The following is a 20619-nucleotide window of genomic DNA, read 5'->3' as shown; positions in this document are numbered from 1 at the left end:
AGGTCTAGCGTTGCGCAGATGCGCACCAGGATCTTCGATCGCGGTATTCGGGTAGGTATCACCGGTGCTCTTGTTGCCGGTTCGCTTCTGGCTCTGGGCGTGTCCGGTGCCGCCGCCGCTCCGCCTTGCCCTGGATCGTCACCCGCCATACTCAGCGCCCAGATTCCGGGTGCGGCCCTCGAGGGTGTCACGGTGGACGGGCAAGGGCGCCTGTATACGACCGACCTGGTGAGTGGGCGGATCTTCCGCGTCGACGGGCCTGGTCAGGCCGCAGTTCCGATCGCGACGGTTCCCGGCGGTGCGGGCGCACTCGCGTGGAGCCCGGACGGTTCACTGCTGGTGGGTACCGGAGCAAACGCCGGCGTGCTGATCGGCGATCTGACGCGTGCTGCGTCGGTCGCGCGGGTGGACGTGAACTCGGGCGCCGTGACGCCGATAGCCGGTGGTCTGAGCGCTGCAAACGGCCTTGCCGTCGCGCACGACGGAACGATCTACGCCACCAACGATTTCGGTTCGCTGATCGGAAAGGTCAGCCCGAATGGTTCCGTCGACCCGGCGTGGGCAACCTTCCCGAGTGCAAATGGCGCTGCCCTGAGTGCCGATAATCGCTGGCTCTACGTCTCGCGCACGTTCGCAAACCCGGGTGTCAGCCGCATCTCCGTCGACAATCCGGGATATTCGGAGTCGTTGGTCGACCTCGGTGGCTTCGAAACCTTCTCTGCTCCAGATGGTTTGACCTTGGACTCGCGAGATCGCGCAATTGTTCCCACGGACATCAGTGGTGAGGTGTGGCGGATCGACGGACCCGGCCAGTACTGCTCGCTCACCAGCGGACTGCAAGCGTCGAGTGTGTTGACCTACGGGCGTGGCAATTCCGGTTTCGCGGCCGGGCATCTCTACCGCGCCGGGTTCGACGGAAAGATCTTCGAGATTCCGGCCGGCTTCGACGCGGGCGCCCAGGCCGCAACCCCCTGACGCGACACCCTGACGCGACTTACCCACTACTGGTGCCGGGACTGCCGGAATCGTCCATACTGGTCTGCATGGCGGAAACGAGTGAGATCGACGAGGCCGAAGTGGCCCTTCCCGCGATACCGCAGCCGTTGCTGACCCCGCTCACGGAAGCTGCGATCTTCCTGGTTTTCACCATCGACGAGGGTGGTGAGCAGGCAGTTCACGACGTTCTGGCGGATATTTCCGGGCTGCAGCGCTCGATCGGATTCCGGGTTCCCGCCGGTGGCTTGGCTGCCGTCGTCGGCATCGGTTCGGATGCGTGGGACCGACTTTTCGACGGTCCACGGCCGGCGGAATTGCATCCGTTCGTCGAGTTGACCGGTGACAAACACCACGCCCCGCGCACGCCGGGCGATCTGTTGTTTCACATCCGGGCCCGTCAGATGGACCTGTGCTTCGAGTTCGCCACGGTCGTGACCAACAGGTTGGCCGGGGCCGCGTCGGTGATCGACGAGGTCCACGGGTTCAAGTATTTCGAGCAACGCGACCTCATGGGTTTTGTCGACGGTACCGAGAACCCGTCCGGGCAGGCCGCTTACGTCGCGGTCACCGTCGGTGACGAGGATCCGGATTTCGCAGGCAGCAGTTACGTCATCGTCCAGAAGTACCTCCACGACATGTCGGAGTGGAACTCCCTGCCCGTCGAGGAGCAGGAGAACGTCATCGGACGCTCCAAGCTCGAAGATCTCGAGATGGACGACGACACCAAGCCGGCCAACTCCCACACCGCACTCACCGTCATCGAAGACGAATCCGGTGAGCAGATCCAGATTCTGCGGGACAACATGCCGTTCGGCCACGTCGGTTCCGCTGAGATGGGTACCTATTTCATCGGTTACTCGGCGTCGCCTACGGTCACCGAGCAGATGCTCACCAACATGTTCATCGGGAATCCCGTCGGCAATTACGACCGCATTCTCGATTTCTCCACCGCCGTCACCGGAATCAATTTCTTCGTTCCGACGGCGGACTTTCTCGACGATCCCCCGGACTTGCCGACCAGGCTCGTTCCCGAAGCGACGTTCACAGCGCCCATCTCTGACGGTTCTCTCGGAATCGGCAGCCTCAAAAGGAGTGCCCAGCAATGACAAACCTGCACCGCGACCTAGCACCCATTTCGGCAGCAGCCTGGGCCGAGATCGAAGAAGAGGCGAGCCGTACCTTCAAGCGTCACGTCGCCGGTCGTCGTGTCGTGGATGTGGAGGGACCGTCGGGTGACGATCTCGCGGCCATCCCACTCGGGCATCAGGTGCCGATCAATCCCTTGGCCGACGGCGTCATCGCACATGCTCGTCAGTCCCAGCCGATCATCGAACTGCGGGTCCCTTTCACCGTCAGCCGTCAGGCCATCGACGACGTCGAACGCGGCGCCAAGGACTCCGACTGGCAGCCCGTCAAGGACGCGGCCAAGCAGATCGCGTTCGCCGAGGACCGCGCCATCTTCGAGGGATACCCCGCAGCCAGCATCACCGGCGTGCGGGCCAGCGGTTCCAACCCGGAACTGAAGCTACCCATCGACGCCAAGGACTACCCGGAAGCCATCAGCCAGGCGATCACGTCGCTGCGCTTGGCCGGTGTCAACGGACCGTACTCACTGCTCTTGAATGCAGATGCGTTCACCGCGATCAACGAGACCTCCGATCACGGCTACCCCATCCGCGAGCACCTGCGACGCGTCCTCGACGGCGAGATCATCTGGGCCCCGGCCATCGACGGTGCTTTCCTGCTGTCGACGCGTGGCGGTGACTACGAATTGCACCTCGGCCAGGACCTGTCCATCGGCTATCTCTCGCACGATGCGAACTCCGTCGAGCTGTACTTCCAGGAATCGATGACGTTCCTCATGTACACCAGCGAAGCTGTTGTCTCACTTGCGTGAGAGCTTTCGAAACCTCTGATACCAGGGCGGGCGAGGCAGTTCGCCGATGTCCTGGAGATGGGCGACAAAGGCCTGGGCATCCGAACGCGAAGACGTCTTCGGCCGTCCACCCGCCCACGCTGTGAACAACTGAAGATAACGATCGCCGAGAGTGTGGCGCGCGACCGGAAGGTGGTGCGCCACTTCTCCGGCGCGCTTTCGGAGCAGCGCCGCCGAGACAACGGCGGCTTCGTCTTTGTCGAAGCCTTCGGGTAGTTCGCCACCCGCCACCAGTGCGCGAATAAGCGCCTCTTGACGCTCACCGAGCGTGCTCATGTGCGTGACCAGTCGGTGCCCGCGGTGATGCGATCCAGACCAGCTGCGTCGGCGATGGCATCGAGCTCGTCGAGCAATTCCAGTGCCGGCGGATAGTTGCCGTCTCGCTCGAGCATGATCGCGGGATGGTGACCGGCCGCGGTGAATTGCGCGAGTAGTTCCAGCACGGCTTCGGGTACCGGATCGGTGTGCGTGTCGTGGTATTTGCCGTCGCTGATGCTGCCACCGGCGATGTGGCAGTATGCGATTCGCTCGAGTGGTAGCCGGCTCAGCTCGGCCCAGGGATCACGCCCTCGGTTGAGGGCATTGGCATAGACGTTCGCGATGTCGAGAACCAGCAGGGCTCCGGTGCGCTCGACGATCTCCGCGAGAAACTCCCCTTCGGTCAACTCGTCGTCGGGCCAGTCGAACAGGGCGGCAACGTTTTCGACGGCGAACGGCACCGGTAGACCGTCCTGAGTGCGGGTGATGTTGCGTACCAAGACATCGATCGCTTCGTGGGTGCGTGGCAGTGGGAGCAGGTGCCCGGCCTCTATGCCGCCCGCCCGCACGAATGCGATGTGCTCGCTCGCCAAGGGAGCGCCCAGTAGCTGAGCTGCATGCGCAAGGTGATCGATCCGTGCCTGATCTACCGCCTCGGCCCCGCCAAGTGAGAGCGAGATTCCGTGCGGGATCACCGGAACTCCGAGCGAGCCGAGGTGCGGCGGTATCTCGTTTCCGACGGATTCGGCAATGACTTCGCAGAATGCCAGGCCGTCGAGCTGCGCGATGATTCCGGAGACCTCGGGGCGCCAACCGATTCCCAGGCCGTACAGGGTCATTCGAATCACCTCCCGTGTGCAACTGCTAACGGCGACTATAGACGGATCAGGCGGGCAGCCAGTTGGGTCCCGGACCGTTGCCTTCTTCGAAGATCAGCCACGTTTTGGTCGAGAGAACCCCGTCGAGTCCCTGGAGTTCTTCGAGAACGGTGTGGCGTAGTTCCTGGTTGTCCGGGGCACGGACCAGCACCAGAACGTCGAAGTCGCCGCCGAGGAGGGAGAAGTGCTCGACAAACGGCAGGGCCTTCAAGGACGCCGCCAGACCTCGCCACGAGTGCTGCCGGATCGAGAGTGCCACGTACGCCGAGGAGCCGAGTCCGGCCTTCTCATGGGCGATCCGCGTCGTGAATCCGGTGATGATTCCGGCGTCCTCGAGCCTTTCGATGCGGACGTAGGCGTGAGCGCGGGATATGTGCGCCTTTTCAGCCAGTGCACGCATGGAGATGCGACTGTCTGCGACCAGTTCGGCGATGATGCGGCGGTCGATCGCATCGAGAGCGTGCGGTTCGGTGGCCATCTGTCCATTCCTGGTTCGGTAGTCGAGTCGGTTGATGGACATATTGCTGCCCGAATCCTCATGATAGGCCGTTTGTCTTGAATCCTCGACGCTTGCTGCCATTACGTCGCCGAAGTGCGAATACTGATGGACACAACGTCTTCTGGAGGTAGAAGTGACACTTGTCGAGCCCTTGGGGGAACTGCGGTATCAGAAGTTCCTGCCGGCCGATTCTGCGGTGCAGTACCTCGACCCTGCCGGAGAACTGACGCGCAGCGAGGCCCGCTACGCAAAACCGAGCGACGATCGCCTGATCGCGATGTATCGAAAGATGTTCCTGGGCAGGCGTTTCGACCAGCAGGCTACGGCACTGACCAAACAGGGGCGCCTGGCCGTGTATCCGTCCTCGCGAGGGCAGGAGGCATGTCAGATCGCGGCAGCGATGAGTCTGGAGCCGAGTGACTGGCTCTTCCCCACCTACCGGGATTCGATGGCGTTGGCCGCCAGGGGTGTCGATCCGGTGCAGATTCTGAGCATGCTCGCCGGCGACTGGCACTGCGGATACGACCCGGTCGCGCTGCGCAGTGCGCCGCAGTGCACCCCGCTGGCAACGCAATTGCTGCATGCAGCGGGGGTGGCCTACGGGGAGTCTCGACGGGGCTTGAACACCGTCGCCTTGGCGCTCTGTGGTGACGGCGCCACCAGTGAGGGCGATTTCCACGAGGCGCTGAACTTCGCCGCCGTCTTCAAAGCGCCGGTGATCTTTCTGGTGCAGAACAACGGATTTGCGATCAGCGTGCCACTGTCGCGCCAAAGCGCAGCACCGACGTTGGCGCACAAGGGCGTCGGCTACGGGATTGGCAGCGAGCAGGTAGACGGCAACGATCCCGTCGCGATGATGGCCGTCATGGACGAGGCAGCGCGCTTCGTTCGCAGCGGAAACGGACCGGTGATCGTCGAGGCACACACTTATCGCATCGACGCACATACCAATGCCGACGACGCCACCCGCTACCGCGACAGCGCCGAGGTGGAAGCCTGGATCGGGCGAGATCCGTTGCCGCGTCTCGAAAAGTATCTGCGCGCACACGATCTGATCGACGACGCATTCGTGGAATCACTGACCGCGGAGGCCGAGGCAGAGGCCGCCACACTGCGCGCCGGCATGAATGTCGACCGCCCGCACGATCCGCTCGATCTGTTCCGGTACGTCTTCGCCGAGCAGACACCGCAGTTGCGTGAGCAACAAGCGCAACTCGAGACCGAACTTGCTGCCGAAGCCGCTGACACAGGGGGACACTGACCATGCCCATGCTCACGATGGCTCAGGCCCTCAACACCGCGCTACGCGACTCTCTGGCTGCGGACGACAACGTTGTCGTCTTCGGTGAGGACGTCGGCACCCTGGGCGGCGTTTTCCGCGTCACCGACGGCCTCACCCGCGACTTCGGCGACGACCGATGCTTCGACACTCCCCTCGCCGAGTCCGGCATCATCGGATTCGCAATCGGCATGGCCATGGCCGGTTTTCGTCCGGTCGTGGAAATGCAGTTCGACGCGTTTGCCTATCCGGCGTTCGAGCAGATCGCCTCCCATGTGGCGAAGATCCGCAACCGCACCAAGGGCGCGCTGTCGATTCCGATAGTCATTCGTGTTCCTTTTGCCGGCGGTATCGGCGGGGTGGAGCATCACTGTGATTCCAGTGAGGGCTACTACGCGCACACACCCGGACTGAAGGTTGTGGCGCCGTCCACGGTGGAAGATGCGTACTCGCTGCTACGTTCGGCAATCGAGGACCCCGACCCCGTGATCTTCCTCGAGCCCAAGAAGCTGTACTTCGCGCGAGCAGATGTCGAACTGACCGCACGTGAGCCGATCGGTCGCGCCGTCGTCCGTCGCCCCGGTCGTGACGCGACGCTCATCGCCTACGGTCCGTCCGTGGATGTTGCACTGAGGTCCGCCGAGGCCGCTGCAGCCGAGGGCCGGGACATCGAGGTGATCGACATCCGCTCGATAGTGCCGTTCGACGACGAGACGGTCACCGCATCGGTGCGAAAGACCGGACGCTGCATCGTCATCCAGGAAGCGCAGGGTTTTGCCGGTGTGGGTGCAGAAATTGCTGCCCGCGTGCAGGAACGGTGTTTCCACCATCTCCATGCCCCGGTGCTCCGGGTCAGCGGCTTCGACATCCCCTACCCCGCTCCCAAGCTCGAGCGTCACCACCTGCCCAGCGTCGACCGTGTCCTGGACGCCGTCGACCGTCTGCAGTGGAACGACACTCCCGACACCCGTTGGGCGGTGACGGCATGAGCAATCAGGTTTTCATGCTCCCCGATCTGGGTGAAGGTCTGGCGGAGGCCGACATCGCGGAGTGGCACGTCAAGGTCGGCGACGTGGTCACCATCGATCAGATCGTCGTCGAGGTGGAAACTGCGAAAGCTGCTGTGGATGTGCCCATCCCGTTCGCCGGGACCGTGATCGAACTGCACGGCAAGGGCGGAGACACCCTGAAGGTGGGCACTCCGTTGATCACTGTGAGTGGTGGCGAGAGTGTCGACGCGGTCGTTTCGGCCAACCACGAGCGCTACCGCGAAGAGGAACGCGCCGGTTCGGGCAACGTCCTGATCGGCTACGGCACCAGCGAGGATGCTCCTCTGCGCCGCCGCAGAGCTGCTCCGTCGGTACGTGTGATCTCGCCGATTGTTCGTAAACTGGCCTCTGACAACAGTATCGACCTAGCCACGATTTCCGGATCGGGCGCTGGCGGAGTCATCACGCGCGCCGACGTCGAGGCCGGGGCAAACTTCGGCCCGGAAACGGAAACGTCACACGTGACCGACCAAAGAATTCCGATCAAGGGGCTACGCAAGGTAGTTGCCGACAAGCTGTCCACCAGCCGCCGCGAGATCCCTGACGCGACAACCTGGGTCGACGTCGACGCCACCGAACTGTTGGCGGCGCGAGCCGAGATCAACAAGTCACTGCCCGATTCCGACAAGATCAGCCTGATGGCGCTCCTGGCTCGGCTGACCACCGCCGCGTTGGCGCAGTACCCCGAACTGAACTCGTCGGTCGACACGGCTCGAGGTGAGATCGTCCGACACGCCCGCACCCACTTGGGCATCGCCGCGCAGACACCGAAAGGATTGATGGTACCGGTCATTCGTAATGCCGATTCGCTGAGCACTGCCGAACTCGCACAGGCACTTCGGGTGACCACCGACCTTGCCCGCGACGGCAAGCTCGAACCCGCCCGCCTGACCGGCGGCACGTTCACGCTCAACAACTACGGGGTATTCGGGGTCGACGGATCGACTCCGATTATCAATCACCCCGAGGCGGCAATTCTGGGGATCGGACGCATCATCGACAAGCCGTGGGTCGTGAACGGCGAGTTGACCGTTCGTAAGGTCACTCAGATCTCGTTGAGCTTCGACCACCGCGTCTGTGACGGGGGCGAGGCCGGCGGATTCCTGAGGCTGTTCGGTGACTACATCGAGAACCCGATCCGCGTCCTGGGAAGGCTCTGATGACCAAGGCTCCGATGACAACTGCAGAACCCCACAGCGACGTCGTGATCCTCGGTGGAGGATCGGGCGGCTATGCCTGCGCCATCCGCGCCGCCCAACTCGGATTGTCGGTCACGCTGATCGAAGCGGACAAGGTCGGCGGAACGTGCCTGCACCGCGGATGCATCCCGACCAAGGCGCTGCTGCATTCCGCCGAGGTGGCCGACTCGGCACGCACCAGCGAGCAATTCGGAGTCCGGGCATCTTTTGCCGGCATCGACGTCGCGCAGGTGCACGACTACAAGAACGGGACAGTCGAGCGGCTGTACAGCGGTCTGCAAGGCTTGTTGGCGCAACACAAGATCACCATCGTCAACGGATACGGGACGTACGTCGGTGGGCGAAGCATCGACGTCGACGGAACCCGCTACACCGGAACATCACTCGTTCTGGCCACCGGCTCGTATCCGCGGGAACTCCCCGGCATCGAACTCGGCCGACGGATCGTCACCAGCGACCAGGCACTCGAACTCGACCGGGTGCCCACCAGCGCAACGGTACTCGGTGGCGGTGGCATCGGCGTCGAGTTCGCAAGCCTCTGGCGCTCGTTCGGCGCCGAAGTAACGATCGTCGAGGCACTCCCCCGACTGATCGCCGCCGAGGATCCGTGGTCGTCGAAGCAGCTGGAGCGGGCATACCGGAAACGTGGAATCGTCTGTAAGACAGACACAAAGGTCAATTCCGCGAAAGAAGCAGCCGATTCCGTCCGCATCGAACTTAGCGACGGAACGAAACTCGACACCGACCTACTGTTGGTCGCCGTCGGCCGCGGACCTCGCACGGACGGTAACGGTTTCGAAGAAAACGGAATCAGCCTCGACAAGGGATTTGTCGTCACCGACGAACGCCTCCGTACGTCCGTGGACGGTGTGTACGCGGTCGGCGACATCGTGCCCGGTCTTGCGTTGGCGCACCGAGGTTTCCAACAAGGAATCTTTGTGGCCGAACAGATTGCCGGCAAGGATCCGATACCGGTCGCCGAACACCTGATTCCTCGCGTGACGTACTCACATCCCGAAGTTGCATCGGTCGGGCTCGGCGAAGAGGTGGCGCGCACGCAGTACGCCGACGTCTCCACCGTCATCTACGACCTGGCAGGTAACGGCAAGAGTCAGATCCTGCGAACTACCGGCGGAATCAAAGTGATTCGAAGCGGAACGAAAGGCCCTGTTGTCGGAGTTCACCTGGTGGGAGACCGCGTCGGCGAACTGATCGGTGAGGCGCAGTTGGCCGTTGCCTGGGAAGCACTTCCCGATGAAGTGGGGCGTTTCATCCACGCGCACCCCAGTCAGAACGAAGCGTTGGGCGAGGCCATGCTCGCACTCGCGGGAACACCACTGCACGCCCACAACTGACCCGGAGACAGAAAAGGAGATTCAATGAGTATCGACGACGAACTGCGCTGGGACGGTGAACTGACCGTCACTCGCCATGATCGGGAGACCGGCACGACTTTCGTGATTCGAATCGACTCCACCCGTCTGGGACCGGCGTCGGGTGGCACGCGGGCCGCTCACTATCCCTCGATCGGCCACGCTCTGGCGGACGCCGGGAAGCTCGCCGGTGCAATGACTTTGAAGATGGCTGTCTCCGACCTGCCGATGGGTGGCGGGAAGTCGGTGATCGCACTGCCAGCACCGCGCAATCAGATCGACGCCGCAACCTGGTCTCGTATCCTCGGCATCCACGCCGAGAACATCGACAAGCTCGAAGGAAACTACTGGACCGGTCCCGACGTCAACACCAACTCTTCCGACATGGATCAGCTCAGCCGCACCACCAAATACGTCTTCGGGCGTTCGGTCGGCAACGGTGGCGCCGGTTCCAGCGCGCACGCCACCGCTCTGGGTGTGTTCGAAGCGATGAAGGCCACGGCGCGTCGCCGAGGACTCGGAACACTCGACGGCCGAACGGTACTGGTACAGGGGCTCGGCGCCGTCGGCGGCGACGTCGTCCGTCTCGCAGCGCAGGCTGGCGCACGTCTGCTGGTTGCCGATACGGACCCGCAGCGCCTCGAGGCGGCTTCTCTCGCGGGGCACACGGTCGTTCCTGCCGGCGAGGTCCTCCGAACACCGTGTGACCTCTTTGCCCCCTGCGCGATGGGAGGCATCATCGATTTCGCTGCGGCTGCGTCGATTCCGACTCTGGCCGTGGCGGGCGCAGCAAACAACATCTTGACCGATGCCGCTGCCGGTGAGGTTCTGCGAGACCGCGGGGTTCTCTGTGCCCCTGATTTCGTCGCGAACGCAGGCGGAGCCTTTCACCTCGTGGGGCGAGAAGTCCTGGGGTGGAACGAAGACTACGTCGTCGAACGAACCCGCGGGATCGGTCGAACCTTGGACGAGGTGTACTCGTTGAGCGAGGAACGTGGCATCACTACCGAGGCCGCAGCGCTTATGCTCGCCCGGGCGCGGCTATCCCCCGCATCCACCGCCGCCGCCACATCCGCCGCCCCCGCTGCAGCTGCTGCCTCCCCCGCCTGAACCGCCACCGTCCGAACCCCCGCTACTTCCGCTGCCGTCGGCACCGATTCCGGCGGCGGAGGCCAAGGCGGGATTGATCATCAGCATCGCCGAACCGGCGAAGAGAGCGGCGGACGTTCCCGCCAAACGTGGTCCGTAGGCGGAGAAGGCAGGCTTGTTGCGCGGGGACAGGTAGGCGTGTGCCGTGGTCAGTTCCGAACGTGCCGCCTTGCCAGAGGTGGTTCGATCGAAGTTGAGCCCGAGCAGCGGGATGCTGAACCCGGTGACGAGTACGGCGAGAATCAGAAACTCGACGGGCTTGTCGTTGTGCAGTCCGAAAGTAATGCGGACGATACCCACGGCCACCAGGATCTTCAGCGGAACTGTGGAGAGAAAGATTGAACGCCTGGCGCTGTCGGAGGTCAGGTATCCCCGGTCCGCCAAAGAGTTTCGTAGGCGAGCTGTTTCCACCGTCATACGCTCGGCGAGTTGGCGCCGACGATGGGGTAGAGCCTGCTGGGCCAGGCGCTGGTACACGGTGAGGGTGTACCAGTCCAGGGTCTCGTCGCCAGGGCCCAACGGGCGCAGGACAGCGCCGTCGGTGGTGATCAGGTCAGCGCTACGCAGGATTGCCAATGATGCTGCGATGGCGCGTGACTCGCCGGTGAGCATTCCGACTTCCGGAGGCGTCAGTTGCTCGGCGGAATACCCGTGCTCGGTTGAGTACCCGTGCCGGGGTGCCCGGATCATCAGACGCCACCCCAGAGTGAGAACCATGAGCGTGGCCGAAACGGCTATGTAGCCGTAGAGGAAATCCTCGCTGGGGATCCCCCAAGTGTCGGCTGCATGCGTGCTCATCCCCCACACCCCCCGCCGCCGCAACTGCTCCCACTGCCGCCACCGCCGTCCGAACCGGATGATCCGGATGAGGAGCCACAACTGTAGTAGCTCGAACTTCCGCCACCCGGGCTGTACGCGGCGCCCGCAGCTACCGCTCCCGCCAGCGCCGGATCGATCAGAACCAGAGCGCCCGCACCGAAGAGCGCCGCCGAGAGCCCGGCGAGCGAGGGACCGTAGCTCGTGTACGCGGGCCGCAGTTTCGGTGAGAGGTACGAGTTTTCGTGCTTGAGTCGTCGAAGCTCGCTGTCTCCCAAAGCTGTCCGACGACGCTTGATGCGAAGAAGTGGAATCATCAGAGCGAGAACGATGATGGTGAGGAGCAGGAACCCGACCGGCTTACCGCCGGCGATTCCGGCGACGAGACGGACCAAGCCGAGAGCAATTACCGCCACGATCGGAACGGTCCGAAGGGCAGCGGTCAGACCGTCCTGCTGGCGTTGCAAATATCCCTCGTCGATCAACGTCGTACGTAGTTGTGCGAGTGCGATGTTCAGCCGTCCCATCAGACGCACCTGCCGCAGCGGGACCTTTCCGTTGCCGAGCCGCTTGTGCACCGTACGGGTGAACCAGTCGAGACGATTCTTGTCCTCCGCAGTGAGTGCCAGCTTGGTCTTGCCTTCGGTGCTGATCAGCTCGGCGCTGCGCAGAATAGCCATCGACGCCAGCACCGCTTGGTAGTCACTGGTCAAGGCACCGATCTCGGGAGGAGTGAGCGGCCGACGGACAGCGTCGACGACCACCGGTGACCGGCGCGCAGTCATTCGGCTGTACAGCGAGAGTCCGATCGCGACGGCAGCCGCCACCAGGTACCACTGAAGGAAAGTCTGGCTGGGGATCCCCCATGTATCCGTATGATCATGCATCGCACACCACCTCTCGATGAACTCCTGAGACAAGTCCAGTCTCTTTGTCCGACAACTGATGTCAGTATCGGGCCAGTGCCCGGAAAAGCGATATCCGGATGGCCATCGTCACCATTCCGTTACCGCCGAACTGGGGATTTACCGGCCGGTAGGTCGAAGCACGATCTCCGTGGGGTGTGCGTCGGACGGTGTTTCGACGGCAGTGAGTACGGCACGCGCCACAGTGGAGGCTTTCAGGAAGCGCTCCGGGTCGTACTCGTCGCCCTCACCCGCGACGATGTCGCGCTGCATGTCGGTGTCGATCCGTCCGGGGTGAATGGAGGTGACCCGAAGTGCCGGCTCTTCCAGGCGCAACGCATCTCCGAAAGCGCGCAGGGCGAACTTGCTGGCCGCATACGAGCCCCAACCGGCGTTGGCGCGCAGTCCAGCACCCGAATTGATCAGCACGACGTGACCTCCAGCCGCACGAAGCGCGGGCAGGAGAACCCGCGTGAGTTCGGCGACGGCGATGACGTTTGCCTCGAGGGTGCGTCGCCACTGATCGACCGAGGATTCCTCGATGGTTCCGATGTCGGCCACGCCGGCGTTGTGTACCAGCACGTCGAGCGTCGTGATGGACGAGGCGGCGGCGGCGACGGCGTCGTAGTCCGTGAGGTCGAGGGGTAGGGGCGTCGATCCGGGCAGTTCGGCGCAGATCGGCTCGAGGGCCTGTGCGGATCGTGCACCGAGCAGCAGGTCGTGTGTCGGCGCCAGTTCGCGTGCGATGGCAGCTCCGAGGCCGCGACTGGAACCGGTGATCAAAGCAGTAGGACGCATGGTGCGAGCCTATCGAGTGAGGATTGTTCGGCCATACGAACTTGTGTATTTGTTTACCCACATATTAGAGTTCGACCATGACGACACGCGACGCGAAGAACTTCCGCCGCCTGGGAATTGCCGCCCTCGCCGCCCTGCTTCTGTCCAGCTGTTCTGCGGTGAGTTCTGGCTCCGACGACGACCGCCCGGTGGTGCTCACCACGTTCACCGTGCTGTCGGACATCGCCCAGAACGTTGCCGGCGATCATCTTCGCGTCGAGTCGATCACCAAGGCGGGGGCCGAAATTCACGGCTACGAGCCGACGCCCGGAGACATTCGGCGGGCGAGCGAAGCCGATCTGATCCTCGACAACGGCATGAACCTCGAGGCGTGGTTCGCGAAATTCGTCAACGGACTGGACGTGCCACACGTCGTGGTCAGCGACGGCGTCGAAGGCATTCCGATCGCCGGCGACGCGTATGCGGGCAAGCCCAATCCGCATGCATGGATGTCTCCGTTGAATACGCAGATCTACGTCGACAACATGGTGACTGCTTTCGGCGACCTCGACCCGGACAACGCCTCGGCATTTGCGGAGAACGGCGCGAAGTACAAGGCGGAACTGCAAGCAGTGCAGGACGGCCTGGTCAGCGGCCTGGCGGCATTGCCCGCAGGTCAGCGCGCACTTGTCAGTTGCGAGGGTGCGTTCTCCTATCTGGCCAGGGACGCGGGACTCAGCGAGGCGTATATCTGGCCGGTCAATGCCGAGCAGCAGGCGACGCCGCAGCAGATCATCGCCGCGATCGACTTCGTCCGAGCCAATTCTGTTCCTGCCGTCTTCTGCGAGTCGACGGTCTCGGATGCCCCCATGCAGCAGGTTGTCGGGGCGACCGGCGCGAAGTTCGGCGGAACGCTGTACGTCGATTCGCTGTCCGAAGCCGACGGTCCCGTGCCCACCTACCTGGACATGATTCGCCACGACACCGACGTCATCCTCGGCGGTCTGACCGGCGGTAAATCATGAACGAAGCCATTCGCGTCGAAAACGTCAGCGTTCACTACGGCGAGGTCCACGCACTGGACCACGTCGATCTGACGTTGAACTCGGGTAGCGTCTGCGGACTGATCGGTATGAACGGTTCGGGAAAGTCGACTCTGTTCAAAGTGATCATGGGGATGATCAAGCCGGACAACGGTTCTGTCAGAATCGCCGGTCTCGACGCAGCCACTGCGCGCAAGAGCGGCCGCGTCGGATACGTGCCGCAGAGTGAAGACGTCGACTGGACCTTCCCGATCAGCGTCCGTGACGTCGTGATGATGGGCAGGTACGGCCACCTCGGATTCTTGCGACGTCCGCGACGTGCAGATCGCGAGGCGGTGGCAGAGGCCCTCGAGCGGGTGGAACTCACCGAATTTGCGGATCGTCAGATCGGTCAGCTCTCGGGTGGTCAGAAGAAGCGCGCGTTCGTCGCACGCGGCATCGCTCAGGACGCGTCGATACTGTTGCTGGACGAGCCGTTTGCGGGCGTCGACAAGCGTTCCGAGGCAACGATTTCGATGCTGCTACGAGAGTTGGCTTCCGACGGCCGGTCGATCTTGGTCTCGACCCACGATCTCCACGCTGTGCCGAAACTCTGCGACGAGGCGGTACTGCTCATGCGCAAGGTCCTGGTGCATTCCGACCCGGACACCGTGCTGCAACCGGAAAACCTCGCCCTGGCTTTCGGTCTCGACGTGATGGACAGGACCTGATCGATGAACCTCGTAGAACTGCTACTTGATCCTCTCCAGTACGGATTCATGGTGCGCGCGTTGGCCGTTGCGGTTGTGGCAGCGGTTGTCTGCGCGGTGCTCAGTTGTTGGTTGGTGCTCATCGGGTGGTCGTTGATGGGCGACGCCGTCTCGCACGCCGTGCTGCCGGGTGTTGTCCTCGCTTACGTCGTCGGCGCACCATTTGCTATCGGGGCCTTGATCTTCGGGTTGATCGCCGTAGCGCTGATCGGACTGATCCGTAACACCAGTCGCGTCAAGGAAGACGCCGCGATCGGTATCGTCTTCACGACTCTCTTTGCGTTCGGTTTGGTTCTCATCTCGGTGACCCCCAGCCAGACCGATCTCAACCACATCATTTTCGGCAACCTGCTGGGGGTGAGCTCGTCCGATCTTCTGCAGGTCGCGATACTCGGCGCGTTGGCGTTGAGCATTCTGTTGATCAAGCGTCGTGATCTGACGTTGTTCGCCTTCGACCCGATCCATGCGAACGCGATAGGTCTTTCGCCCAAGCGCCTGGGTGCGCTGCTACTCGGCGTCCTCGCACTCACGTCCGTTGTGGCGTTGCAAGCCGTCGGCGTCGTGCTGGTGGTGGCGATGCTGATCATCCCCGGCGCGACGGCCTACCTCCTCACCGACAAGTTTTCGCGGATGCTGGTGATAGCTCCTGTCGTTTCCGCAGTCTGCGCGATTACCGGTATCTACGTCAGCTACTACCTCGACACGGCTTCCGGTGGCATGGTCGTCATGACGCAGGGCATCGTGTTCGCTCTGGTGTACCTGTTCAGCCCCTCGCAAGGGGTGATCGCGAAATGGACTTCGCAGCGGCGTAGGACCCGAGCGGAATACAACGCCGCGGCGTACGAGCCTTCCTGATCGTTCGTCCAGTTAACAATCCGCTACCAAATCGGGTAGGTTCGTACGGGCATTCGTCACCACAACATTCCGGCCGCAACGATGCCGGCTGCAAGACGATCGGTGGTGACGCCTTGAACACCGATGGGTTCTTCGATGACGCAGTTCCGAGCGCGACGCACGTGGCTGGTTCTCGGCGTCGTTGTCGCGGTCATCGCTCTCGCCGGATCCGGGCTGCTCAGCCCACGAACTTCGGTTCTGGTGGACGATATCGCCCAGCTCGTCGGCGGAGCCACCGCAACTGCGGTCTGTTGGTGGACATCGCGGCGCTATCACGGCGTCGAGCGTCGTTGGCGAACTCTGATGGCTCTGGGTATGGCCGGCTGGACTCTGGGGATGTTCTTCTGGGCGTTCTACCGCTCGGTTCTCCACGTTCCACTTCCGTCGCCGTCGATCGCGGATATCGGTTTCTTCATGTTCCCGGTGTTCGCCGTGCCGGCGCTTCTGTCGTTGGTGCGTCAGTCGCCCCGGCGTGAGGCGATCGGTCCGATCCATCTCTGGCTCGTGCTGACGCTCGACGGTCTTGTCGTTGTCGGTGGATTGTTCATCCTCACGTGGACGACGGCCCTGGGCGCCGTCGTTCATACCGGTCCGACGGGATCTCTCGGGTTTCTTGTCGCGGTGATGTATCCGATCACCGACTTCGTTCTGATCGCCATGGTCTTGCTGATGGTCATCGGACCGAAGGCCGTAGCAGAGATCCGTGAGCCGCTGACGTTCCTCGGGTGCGGGTTGGTGATGCTCTCCCTTTCGGACAGCCTGTACGCGTACTTGGTGGCGATCGGCGCCGAGAGTATGCCGACGATCGCCGATGCCGGGTTCATCGCGGGGCCGCCGTTGATCGCCTTGGCGGCGCTGACGAAGCGAACCGAGCCTCGGAACCGCAACGCGCCGCAGCAGTGGCGAAGCGATCGGACTCAGTTGCTGCTGCCGTATCTGCTGATCGCGGTGATCGCGACGATCGTGACTGTTCAGGCGCTGATCGTCGGCAACCTCGATGCCGTGGTCGTGATACTCGGCGTCGGCGTGTTGGTTCTCGCGCTGGTGCGCCAAATACTCACGCTCCTCGAGAACGACGCGCTCCTTCAACAGATCTCCGCTGCCCAGGACGAGCTGAGGTACCGAGCACATCACGACCCACTCACCGAGCTTGCAAACCGGGCCGCGTTCGACGAACACTTTGCGAGCGCCATCGAAAACTATCGCCAGACGAACTCCGATTGGGTGCTGATGCTTGTCGATCTGGACGACTTCAAACAGATCAACGATCGATACGGGCACCCGGCCGGCGACCGGTTACTGGTTGCTCTCACAGCACGTCTGCGCGAAGCGGTTCCCGAGGGTGCGTTTGTCGCCCGATTCGGTGGCGACGAGTTCACAGTGCTCCTGCAGGGCACGATCGACGACGCCGTCGTCGTGGCTCGCCGGATCGTCGACGCGCTCAGGTCCGATCAGACTGCAGACACATCGGTGTCGGTGGGTGCGAGCGTTGGTGTCGCGCATTTCGAGTCCGCGCAGTTCGAGTTCGGGGACGAACCGCTCAGCGCGCACACTCTTCTTCGCCAGGCCGATGCGGCGATGTACGAGGCGAAGAGAAGTGGGAAGGGCGCTGTCGTTGTCTACGGCGACCGTCGCAAATGGTTATCGCCGTAGTAGTGCGAAAATCGTTGCCGGTGAACCCGATCCGGCCTTGTTGATCGCACCACCGACAAGGATGCTGGCCCCGGTGGTTGGCAGGGCGGCAAGATTGTTCAAGTTCTCCAGGCTGATTCGATGCTTGTCGTACAGGATTGTCGAGACGGGGTAGGTTTCGTCGTTTCCGAGGTCGGGACCGAACGTGTCGGTTCCCAATGCTCCGCGGGTGCCCAAACGGCCGGTGTCTATCAGCCACCGCGCCGCGTCCACCGAGAAGCCGGGCTGGTGGGTGACGCCGTCGGCATCGGAGTTGGCATATTCTTCGCTACCCCAGCGCGATTCCCACCCGGTCCAGAGAACTACGGCCGCTCCATCGGGGATCTTGCCGTTGCGCGTTTCCCATTCCTGCAGGTCCGCGACCGTGAGCGCATAGTCCGAATCGGCGGCAGCCTTGTCCCGGATGTCGATCTTCACTGCGGGGAGGAAGAGGTCCGCCGGATCGAGTTGGTCGGCTGTGAGGCCGCCTTCCTGGAAGTGTGCGGGTGCGCCCCAATGCGTGCCCGTGTGCTCACCTTCCTTGACGTACTGGAGGTAGTAGCCGTCGTTTGCGATGGTGGCCGCTGTGTCGAGAGTGAACTCGGGGTCGCCTGGAAAAACCGGCGTCGTCGCCGGGTCGTTCACGTGTGAGAGCGAAACAACCGACAACTGTTCGTTCAACGGACTTGTTGCGTCTTGACTGCTTCCGGAACTGCTACCCATGTCGATCACCTGAGGTCCCGCTACCAGCGCCAGACCTGTGGCTGCGCGCTGAAGTAACTGCCGTCGTTTCATCGATCCCCCGCCAATTTGTCCGAATTGAGAGTGTTGCAATCACTTTCGCTCCTTGAACACTAGGACAGAACCTTAGGCTGCTGCGGACCATGACGACCACTCCACATCGCGGACAGCTATGACCTGTCCGTGCGGTCGGTGATCTACGTACTGCGGATACTTTGCGGCCAAAGCATCGATCGCGCTCTCGGACTCCTTGGTGCCGGGGTCGAGAACCTCCGCATGTCCGTCGACGCGGACCCACCAGAGCGCGGACCAGTCGTCGTCGTAATGATCGACCAGCAGGCTTGCGCGCCCCGTCTCGGTGATGTTCCGGAGCCTGCGAAGAGCGGTCGTGGTTTTCGGTTTGTGGTCGACACAGGAATAGACGGTGGCGCCGACCAAGACGAATACCAGCGGCACGATGTGCGGAACGCCGGCCGCATCTGCCGTTGCCAGGTGAGCCACCCGCGCGGCTTCAAATCGTGCTCTCGGGTCGTCCATATTCACAGCGTAAGGGGATCAAGGGTTGCCGCGAGCCGCTGCTGACGGAACAGTGGTCTCATGGAACCGGATGAAGCGCTTCGGGAGATCGCCTACTGGCTCGAACGATCACGCGCTGAAACGCACCGCGTCAAGGCCTATCGCCGAGCTGCGGAGGTCTTTTCAGGATTGTCCGACGAGCAGAAGGAGTCTCGCCGGAAAGCCGACAGTTGGAAGGCGCTCACCGGCATCGGGCCGAAGACTGCCACGATTATCGCTCAGTCGTACGACGGCATCCCTGAGTATCTCGAGGAACTGCGGGGGCAGGCTGAGCCCATCGGCGACAGCCCATTGCGACAAGCGCTGCGCGGCGACCTCCACACCCACTCCGACTGGTCCGATGGTGGAAGCCCCATCGAAGAAATGATGCGACGCGCAGCAGCACTCGGCCATGACTACTGCGCCCTCACCGACCATTCGCCTCGCCTCACAGTTGCCAACGGGCTGTCCGCGGAGCGCCTACGGTCTCAACTCGACGTGATAGCCGGGTTGAATGCCGAACTGGCTCCCTTCCGCATCCTCACGGGAATCGAGGTGGACATCCTCGAGGACGGTTCACTCGACCAGGATCCCGATCTGCTCGACGAACTCGACATCGTGGTGGCGAGCGTCCACTCCAAGCTGCGGTCCGAGCGTGAGGCGATGACCCGCAGAATGCTTGCTGCAGTGCAAAATCCGCGTGTCGATATTCTCGGACACTGCACCGGGCGTCTTGTCGAGGGTGCTCGCGGAACCCGGCCCGAGTCGCAGTTCGACGCGGAGAAAGTGTTCGAGGCCTGCCGCGAATCAGGCACAGCCGTTGAGATCAATTCCCGACCGGAGCGTCGTGACCCGCCTTCGCGTTTGATCGAGTTGGCCCGCGATCTCGATTGTCTTTTCTCCATCGACACTGACGCCCATGCCCCCGGTCAGCTGGCTTGGCAGGGCTACGGCTGTGACCGGGCCGAAAAGTGCGGCGTCGAAGCCGATCGGGTGATCAATACTTGGACCGCCGAAGATCTTTTGGAGTGGGCAGGCAATTGAGAGCACGCCGGAATGGGTCACCGAGGCGTGTGCTCGGTGACCTCCGGGTTCAGAGTCGTGTGGTGGAGCGGCGGGGTTTCCGGTCGGGGTCGATGCCTGGTGGTGGGATGAACCAGGGCAGGTGATCGGTGCCCATTCGGATTTCCCATTTGCCGGTGAATCCGGGTTTTCGGTGCATCAGGGTGTGGTGGGTTCGGCAGAGTAGGACCAGGTTGTCCATGACGGTTGGTCCTCCTTTGGCCCAGTGTTTGATGTGGTGGGCGTCGGTCCAGGCGGGGACGCAGTCGCAGCCGGGGAAGGCGCATCCTTTGTCGCGGGCGATCAGGGCGGTGCGTTGTGCCGCGGTGACAAGCCTTTTGAGTGGGGTGACATCGAGTGGGGCACCGTTTCCGTCGAGGAGGACGCTGGAGAGCATGCAGTCGCAGGCGATCATGCGGGTGCGGCCGACGCTCAGTGGTCCCATCCAGGGCATGTGGCCGACATCGAGATCTTGTTTGTCGAGATCGTGGAAGTCGAGATCGAGCATGCCGGGATCGTCGTCCTCGGACGGGGCAGGTGTTGAGCCATCACTCGTTGTGGCGCATTCACGGTGGTGGGCCAGGTCTTTGGCGTTGATGTGCACGTTCAGGTGTGGGCGTTGGCCGCCGTCGATGCCGGTGGCAGCGTTGTCGAGGTAGCGTCGGATGAGTTCTGCCATGGCGTCTGCGTTGCGTGTGGCGGCGGGTCGTTTGTCGGGTGTGCCGTCTTCGGCGGGGGTGGGCATGGAGAGGTTGGAGAGGGCGGAGAGAAGCATTTCGCCGGTCACTCC

Annotated in this window: 22 protein-coding genes; 13 read left to right on the top strand and 9 right to left on the bottom strand. The window is 62.9% G+C overall.

Features of this window, described 5'->3' with window-relative positions; genetic code table 11:
• The first annotated feature begins 18 nt into the window (after positions 1–18).
• The 3 genes from RhoBH5_RS21905 (at position 19) to RhoBH5_RS21895 (ending at position 2893) form a co-directional block, all read left to right on the top strand.
• Entirely contained in the window at positions 19–975 is a 957-nt protein-coding gene (locus RhoBH5_RS21905; protein WP_007729077.1) for an SMP-30/gluconolactonase/LRE family protein, read from the top strand.
• Positions 976–1043: 68 nt separating this feature from the next.
• Positions 1044–2102: a Dyp-type peroxidase gene (locus RhoBH5_RS21900; RefSeq protein WP_042447536.1), complete on the top strand. Its 1059-nt coding sequence runs from the start codon at positions 1044–1046 to the stop codon at positions 2100–2102.
• On the top strand, positions 2099–2893 hold the full coding sequence (locus RhoBH5_RS21895) for a family 1 encapsulin nanocompartment shell protein (protein ID WP_003942478.1): 795 nt from the start codon (positions 2099–2101) through the stop codon (positions 2891–2893). Before RhoBH5_RS21900 ends, RhoBH5_RS21895 begins: the two co-directional genes overlap by 4 nt.
• On the opposite strand, the gene RhoBH5_RS21890 is transcribed toward RhoBH5_RS21895, so the two are convergent.
• Genes RhoBH5_RS21890 through RhoBH5_RS21880 form a run of 3 tightly spaced genes read right to left on the bottom strand, consistent with a single transcriptional unit; the run spans position 2882 to position 4546 of the window.
• Positions 2882–3208 carry a hypothetical protein gene (locus RhoBH5_RS21890; protein WP_042447211.1) on the bottom strand — a complete coding sequence of 109 codons (327 nt, stop codon included), beginning with the start codon at positions 3206–3208 and terminating at the stop codon, positions 2882–2884. The two genes, RhoBH5_RS21895 and RhoBH5_RS21890, sit on opposite strands and share 12 nt — an antisense overlap.
• Positions 3205–4029 (bottom strand): DUF692 domain-containing protein, encoded by an 825-nt coding sequence (locus tag RhoBH5_RS21885; protein ID WP_042447209.1) that lies wholly within the window; start codon positions 4027–4029, stop codon positions 3205–3207. The genes RhoBH5_RS21890 and RhoBH5_RS21885 overlap by 4 nt, the downstream gene beginning before the upstream one ends.
• Positions 4030–4075: 46 nt before the next feature.
• Positions 4076–4546, bottom strand: coding sequence for an Lrp/AsnC family transcriptional regulator (locus RhoBH5_RS21880; RefSeq protein ID WP_042447206.1), 471 nt, complete (start codon positions 4544–4546; stop codon positions 4076–4078).
• 154 nt (positions 4547–4700) lie between these two features.
• Between RhoBH5_RS21880 and pdhA the strand changes: the two genes are divergently transcribed.
• The 5 genes from pdhA to RhoBH5_RS21855 are packed head-to-tail and all read left to right on the top strand — an operon-like array spanning position 4701 to position 10577.
• Positions 4701–5828 (top strand): pyruvate dehydrogenase (acetyl-transferring) E1 component subunit alpha, encoded by a 1128-nt coding sequence (gene pdhA / locus RhoBH5_RS21875; protein WP_270008782.1) that lies wholly within the window; start codon positions 4701–4703, stop codon positions 5826–5828.
• A gap of 2 nt (positions 5829–5830) precedes the next feature.
• Positions 5831–6835 (top strand): alpha-ketoacid dehydrogenase subunit beta, encoded by a 1005-nt coding sequence (locus RhoBH5_RS21870; protein ID WP_054186856.1) that lies wholly within the window; start codon positions 5831–5833, stop codon positions 6833–6835.
• Positions 6832–8055, top strand: coding sequence for a dihydrolipoamide acetyltransferase family protein (locus RhoBH5_RS21865; RefSeq protein ID WP_054186857.1), 1224 nt, complete (start codon positions 6832–6834; stop codon positions 8053–8055). The genes RhoBH5_RS21870 and RhoBH5_RS21865 overlap by 4 nt, the downstream gene beginning before the upstream one ends.
• Positions 8055–9449, top strand: a complete 1395-nt coding sequence (gene lpdA, locus RhoBH5_RS21860; protein WP_245219934.1) for a dihydrolipoyl dehydrogenase — start codon at positions 8055–8057, stop codon at positions 9447–9449. Before RhoBH5_RS21865 ends, lpdA begins: the two co-directional genes overlap by 1 nt.
• A gap of 24 nt (positions 9450–9473) precedes the next feature.
• Positions 9474–10577, top strand: a complete 1104-nt coding sequence (locus RhoBH5_RS21855; RefSeq protein WP_054186858.1) for a Glu/Leu/Phe/Val dehydrogenase dimerization domain-containing protein — start codon at positions 9474–9476, stop codon at positions 10575–10577.
• Here RhoBH5_RS21855 and RhoBH5_RS21850 read toward each other — a convergent pair.
• The 3 genes from RhoBH5_RS21850 to RhoBH5_RS21840 all read right to left on the bottom strand — a co-directional run bounded on the left by RhoBH5_RS21850 (position 10509) and on the right by RhoBH5_RS21840 (position 13135).
• Complete coding sequence (locus RhoBH5_RS21850; protein ID WP_054186859.1) at positions 10509–11414, bottom strand: TIGR04222 domain-containing membrane protein; 906 nt, start codon at positions 11412–11414, stop codon at positions 10509–10511. The two genes, RhoBH5_RS21855 and RhoBH5_RS21850, sit on opposite strands and share 69 nt — an antisense overlap.
• Positions 11411–12319, bottom strand: a complete 909-nt coding sequence (locus RhoBH5_RS21845) for a TIGR04222 domain-containing membrane protein (protein ID WP_054186860.1) — start codon at positions 12317–12319, stop codon at positions 11411–11413. The genes RhoBH5_RS21850 and RhoBH5_RS21845 overlap by 4 nt, the downstream gene beginning before the upstream one ends.
• Before the next feature lie 138 nt (positions 12320–12457).
• On the bottom strand, positions 12458–13135 hold the full coding sequence (locus RhoBH5_RS21840; protein ID WP_007729052.1) for an SDR family oxidoreductase: 678 nt from the start codon (positions 13133–13135) through the stop codon (positions 12458–12460).
• A gap of 77 nt (positions 13136–13212) precedes the next feature.
• Here RhoBH5_RS21840 and RhoBH5_RS21835 point away from each other — a divergent pair, with 77 nt between their 5' ends.
• The 4 genes from RhoBH5_RS21835 (at position 13213) to RhoBH5_RS21820 (ending at position 17453) form a co-directional block, all read left to right on the top strand.
• Positions 13213–14139 (top strand): metal ABC transporter substrate-binding protein, encoded by a 927-nt coding sequence (locus RhoBH5_RS21835; RefSeq protein WP_054186861.1) that lies wholly within the window; start codon positions 13213–13215, stop codon positions 14137–14139.
• Positions 14136–14867, top strand: a complete 732-nt coding sequence (locus RhoBH5_RS21830; RefSeq protein ID WP_054186862.1) for a metal ABC transporter ATP-binding protein — start codon at positions 14136–14138, stop codon at positions 14865–14867. Before RhoBH5_RS21835 ends, RhoBH5_RS21830 begins: the two co-directional genes overlap by 4 nt.
• 3 nt (positions 14868–14870) lie before the next feature.
• A complete protein-coding gene (locus RhoBH5_RS21825) occupies positions 14871–15761 on the top strand; it encodes a metal ABC transporter permease (protein WP_054186863.1) in 891 nt (296 codons plus the stop codon).
• A 135-nt stretch (positions 15762–15896) separates the two neighbouring features.
• Positions 15897–17453 (top strand): GGDEF domain-containing protein, encoded by a 1557-nt coding sequence (locus RhoBH5_RS21820; protein ID WP_007729043.1) that lies wholly within the window; start codon positions 15897–15899, stop codon positions 17451–17453.
• Here the strand turns inward: RhoBH5_RS21820 and RhoBH5_RS21815 are convergent.
• Positions 17442–18194, bottom strand: a complete 753-nt coding sequence (locus RhoBH5_RS21815) for a cyclase family protein (RefSeq protein ID WP_209923152.1) — start codon at positions 18192–18194, stop codon at positions 17442–17444. The two genes, RhoBH5_RS21820 and RhoBH5_RS21815, sit on opposite strands and share 12 nt — an antisense overlap.
• A 144-nt stretch (positions 18195–18338) precedes the next feature.
• On the bottom strand, positions 18339–18749 hold the full coding sequence (locus RhoBH5_RS21810) for a TIGR03668 family PPOX class F420-dependent oxidoreductase (RefSeq protein WP_202427235.1): 411 nt from the start codon (positions 18747–18749) through the stop codon (positions 18339–18341).
• Positions 18750–18809: 60 nt separating this feature from the next.
• Between RhoBH5_RS21810 and RhoBH5_RS21805 the strand changes: the two genes are divergently transcribed.
• Positions 18810–19811 (top strand): PHP domain-containing protein, encoded by a 1002-nt coding sequence (locus RhoBH5_RS21805; RefSeq protein ID WP_058227445.1) that lies wholly within the window; start codon positions 18810–18812, stop codon positions 19809–19811.
• A 49-nt stretch (positions 19812–19860) separates the two neighbouring features.
• On the opposite strand, the gene RhoBH5_RS21800 is transcribed toward RhoBH5_RS21805, so the two are convergent.
• A partial coding sequence (locus tag RhoBH5_RS21800; protein WP_270008781.1) for an HNH endonuclease signature motif containing protein occupies positions 19861–20619 on the bottom strand: 759 nt, incomplete at its 5' end.

It is taken from the genome of Rhodococcus sp. BH5 (genome assembly GCF_027583855.1).
Classification (GTDB): domain Bacteria; phylum Actinomycetota; class Actinomycetes; order Mycobacteriales; family Mycobacteriaceae; genus Rhodococcus_F; species Rhodococcus_F qingshengii.
The sequence above is the reverse complement of the archived record's forward strand: the minus strand, read 5'-3'. Positions and strand labels throughout refer to the sequence as shown.

Excerpts from the sequence above, each read along its gene's own strand:
- RhoBH5_RS21855 (WP_054186858.1), top strand. The coding sequence starts at position 9,474 with ATGAGTATCGACGACGAACTGCGCTGGGACGGTGAACTGACCGTCACT.
- RhoBH5_RS21820 (WP_007729043.1), top strand. The coding sequence starts at position 15,897 with ATGACGCAGTTCCGAGCGCGACGCACGTGGCTGGTTCTCGGCGTCGTT.
- RhoBH5_RS21850 (WP_054186859.1), bottom strand. The coding sequence starts at position 11,414 with ATGAGCACGCATGCAGCCGACACTTGGGGGATCCCCAGCGAGGATTTC.
- RhoBH5_RS21840 (WP_007729052.1), bottom strand. The coding sequence starts at position 13,135 with ATGCGTCCTACTGCTTTGATCACCGGTTCCAGTCGCGGCCTCGGAGCT.
- lpdA (WP_245219934.1), top strand. The coding sequence starts at position 8,055 with ATGACCAAGGCTCCGATGACAACTGCAGAACCCCACAGCGACGTCGTG.
- RhoBH5_RS21835 (WP_054186861.1), top strand. The coding sequence starts at position 13,213 with ATGACGACACGCGACGCGAAGAACTTCCGCCGCCTGGGAATTGCCGCC.
- RhoBH5_RS21890 (WP_042447211.1), bottom strand. The coding sequence starts at position 3,208 with ATGAGCACGCTCGGTGAGCGTCAAGAGGCGCTTATTCGCGCACTGGTG.
- RhoBH5_RS21905 (WP_007729077.1), top strand. The coding sequence starts at position 19 with ATGCGCACCAGGATCTTCGATCGCGGTATTCGGGTAGGTATCACCGGT.
- RhoBH5_RS21880 (WP_042447206.1), bottom strand. The coding sequence starts at position 4,546 with ATGGCCACCGAACCGCACGCTCTCGATGCGATCGACCGCCGCATCATC.
- RhoBH5_RS21810 (WP_202427235.1), bottom strand. The coding sequence starts at position 18,749 with ATGGACGACCCGAGAGCACGATTTGAAGCCGCGCGGGTGGCTCACCTG.
- RhoBH5_RS21895 (WP_003942478.1), top strand. The coding sequence starts at position 2,099 with ATGACAAACCTGCACCGCGACCTAGCACCCATTTCGGCAGCAGCCTGG.
- RhoBH5_RS21865 (WP_054186857.1), top strand. The coding sequence starts at position 6,832 with ATGAGCAATCAGGTTTTCATGCTCCCCGATCTGGGTGAAGGTCTGGCG.
- RhoBH5_RS21845 (WP_054186860.1), bottom strand. The coding sequence starts at position 12,319 with ATGCATGATCATACGGATACATGGGGGATCCCCAGCCAGACTTTCCTT.
- RhoBH5_RS21900 (WP_042447536.1), top strand. The coding sequence starts at position 1,044 with ATGGCGGAAACGAGTGAGATCGACGAGGCCGAAGTGGCCCTTCCCGCG.
- RhoBH5_RS21885 (WP_042447209.1), bottom strand. The coding sequence starts at position 4,029 with ATGACCCTGTACGGCCTGGGAATCGGTTGGCGCCCCGAGGTCTCCGGA.
- RhoBH5_RS21815 (WP_209923152.1), bottom strand. The coding sequence starts at position 18,194 with ATGGGTAGCAGTTCCGGAAGCAGTCAAGACGCAACAAGTCCGTTGAAC.
- RhoBH5_RS21805 (WP_058227445.1), top strand. The coding sequence starts at position 18,810 with ATGGAACCGGATGAAGCGCTTCGGGAGATCGCCTACTGGCTCGAACGA.
- RhoBH5_RS21825 (WP_054186863.1), top strand. The coding sequence starts at position 14,871 with ATGAACCTCGTAGAACTGCTACTTGATCCTCTCCAGTACGGATTCATG.
- RhoBH5_RS21830 (WP_054186862.1), top strand. The coding sequence starts at position 14,136 with ATGAACGAAGCCATTCGCGTCGAAAACGTCAGCGTTCACTACGGCGAG.
- RhoBH5_RS21870 (WP_054186856.1), top strand. The coding sequence starts at position 5,831 with ATGCCCATGCTCACGATGGCTCAGGCCCTCAACACCGCGCTACGCGAC.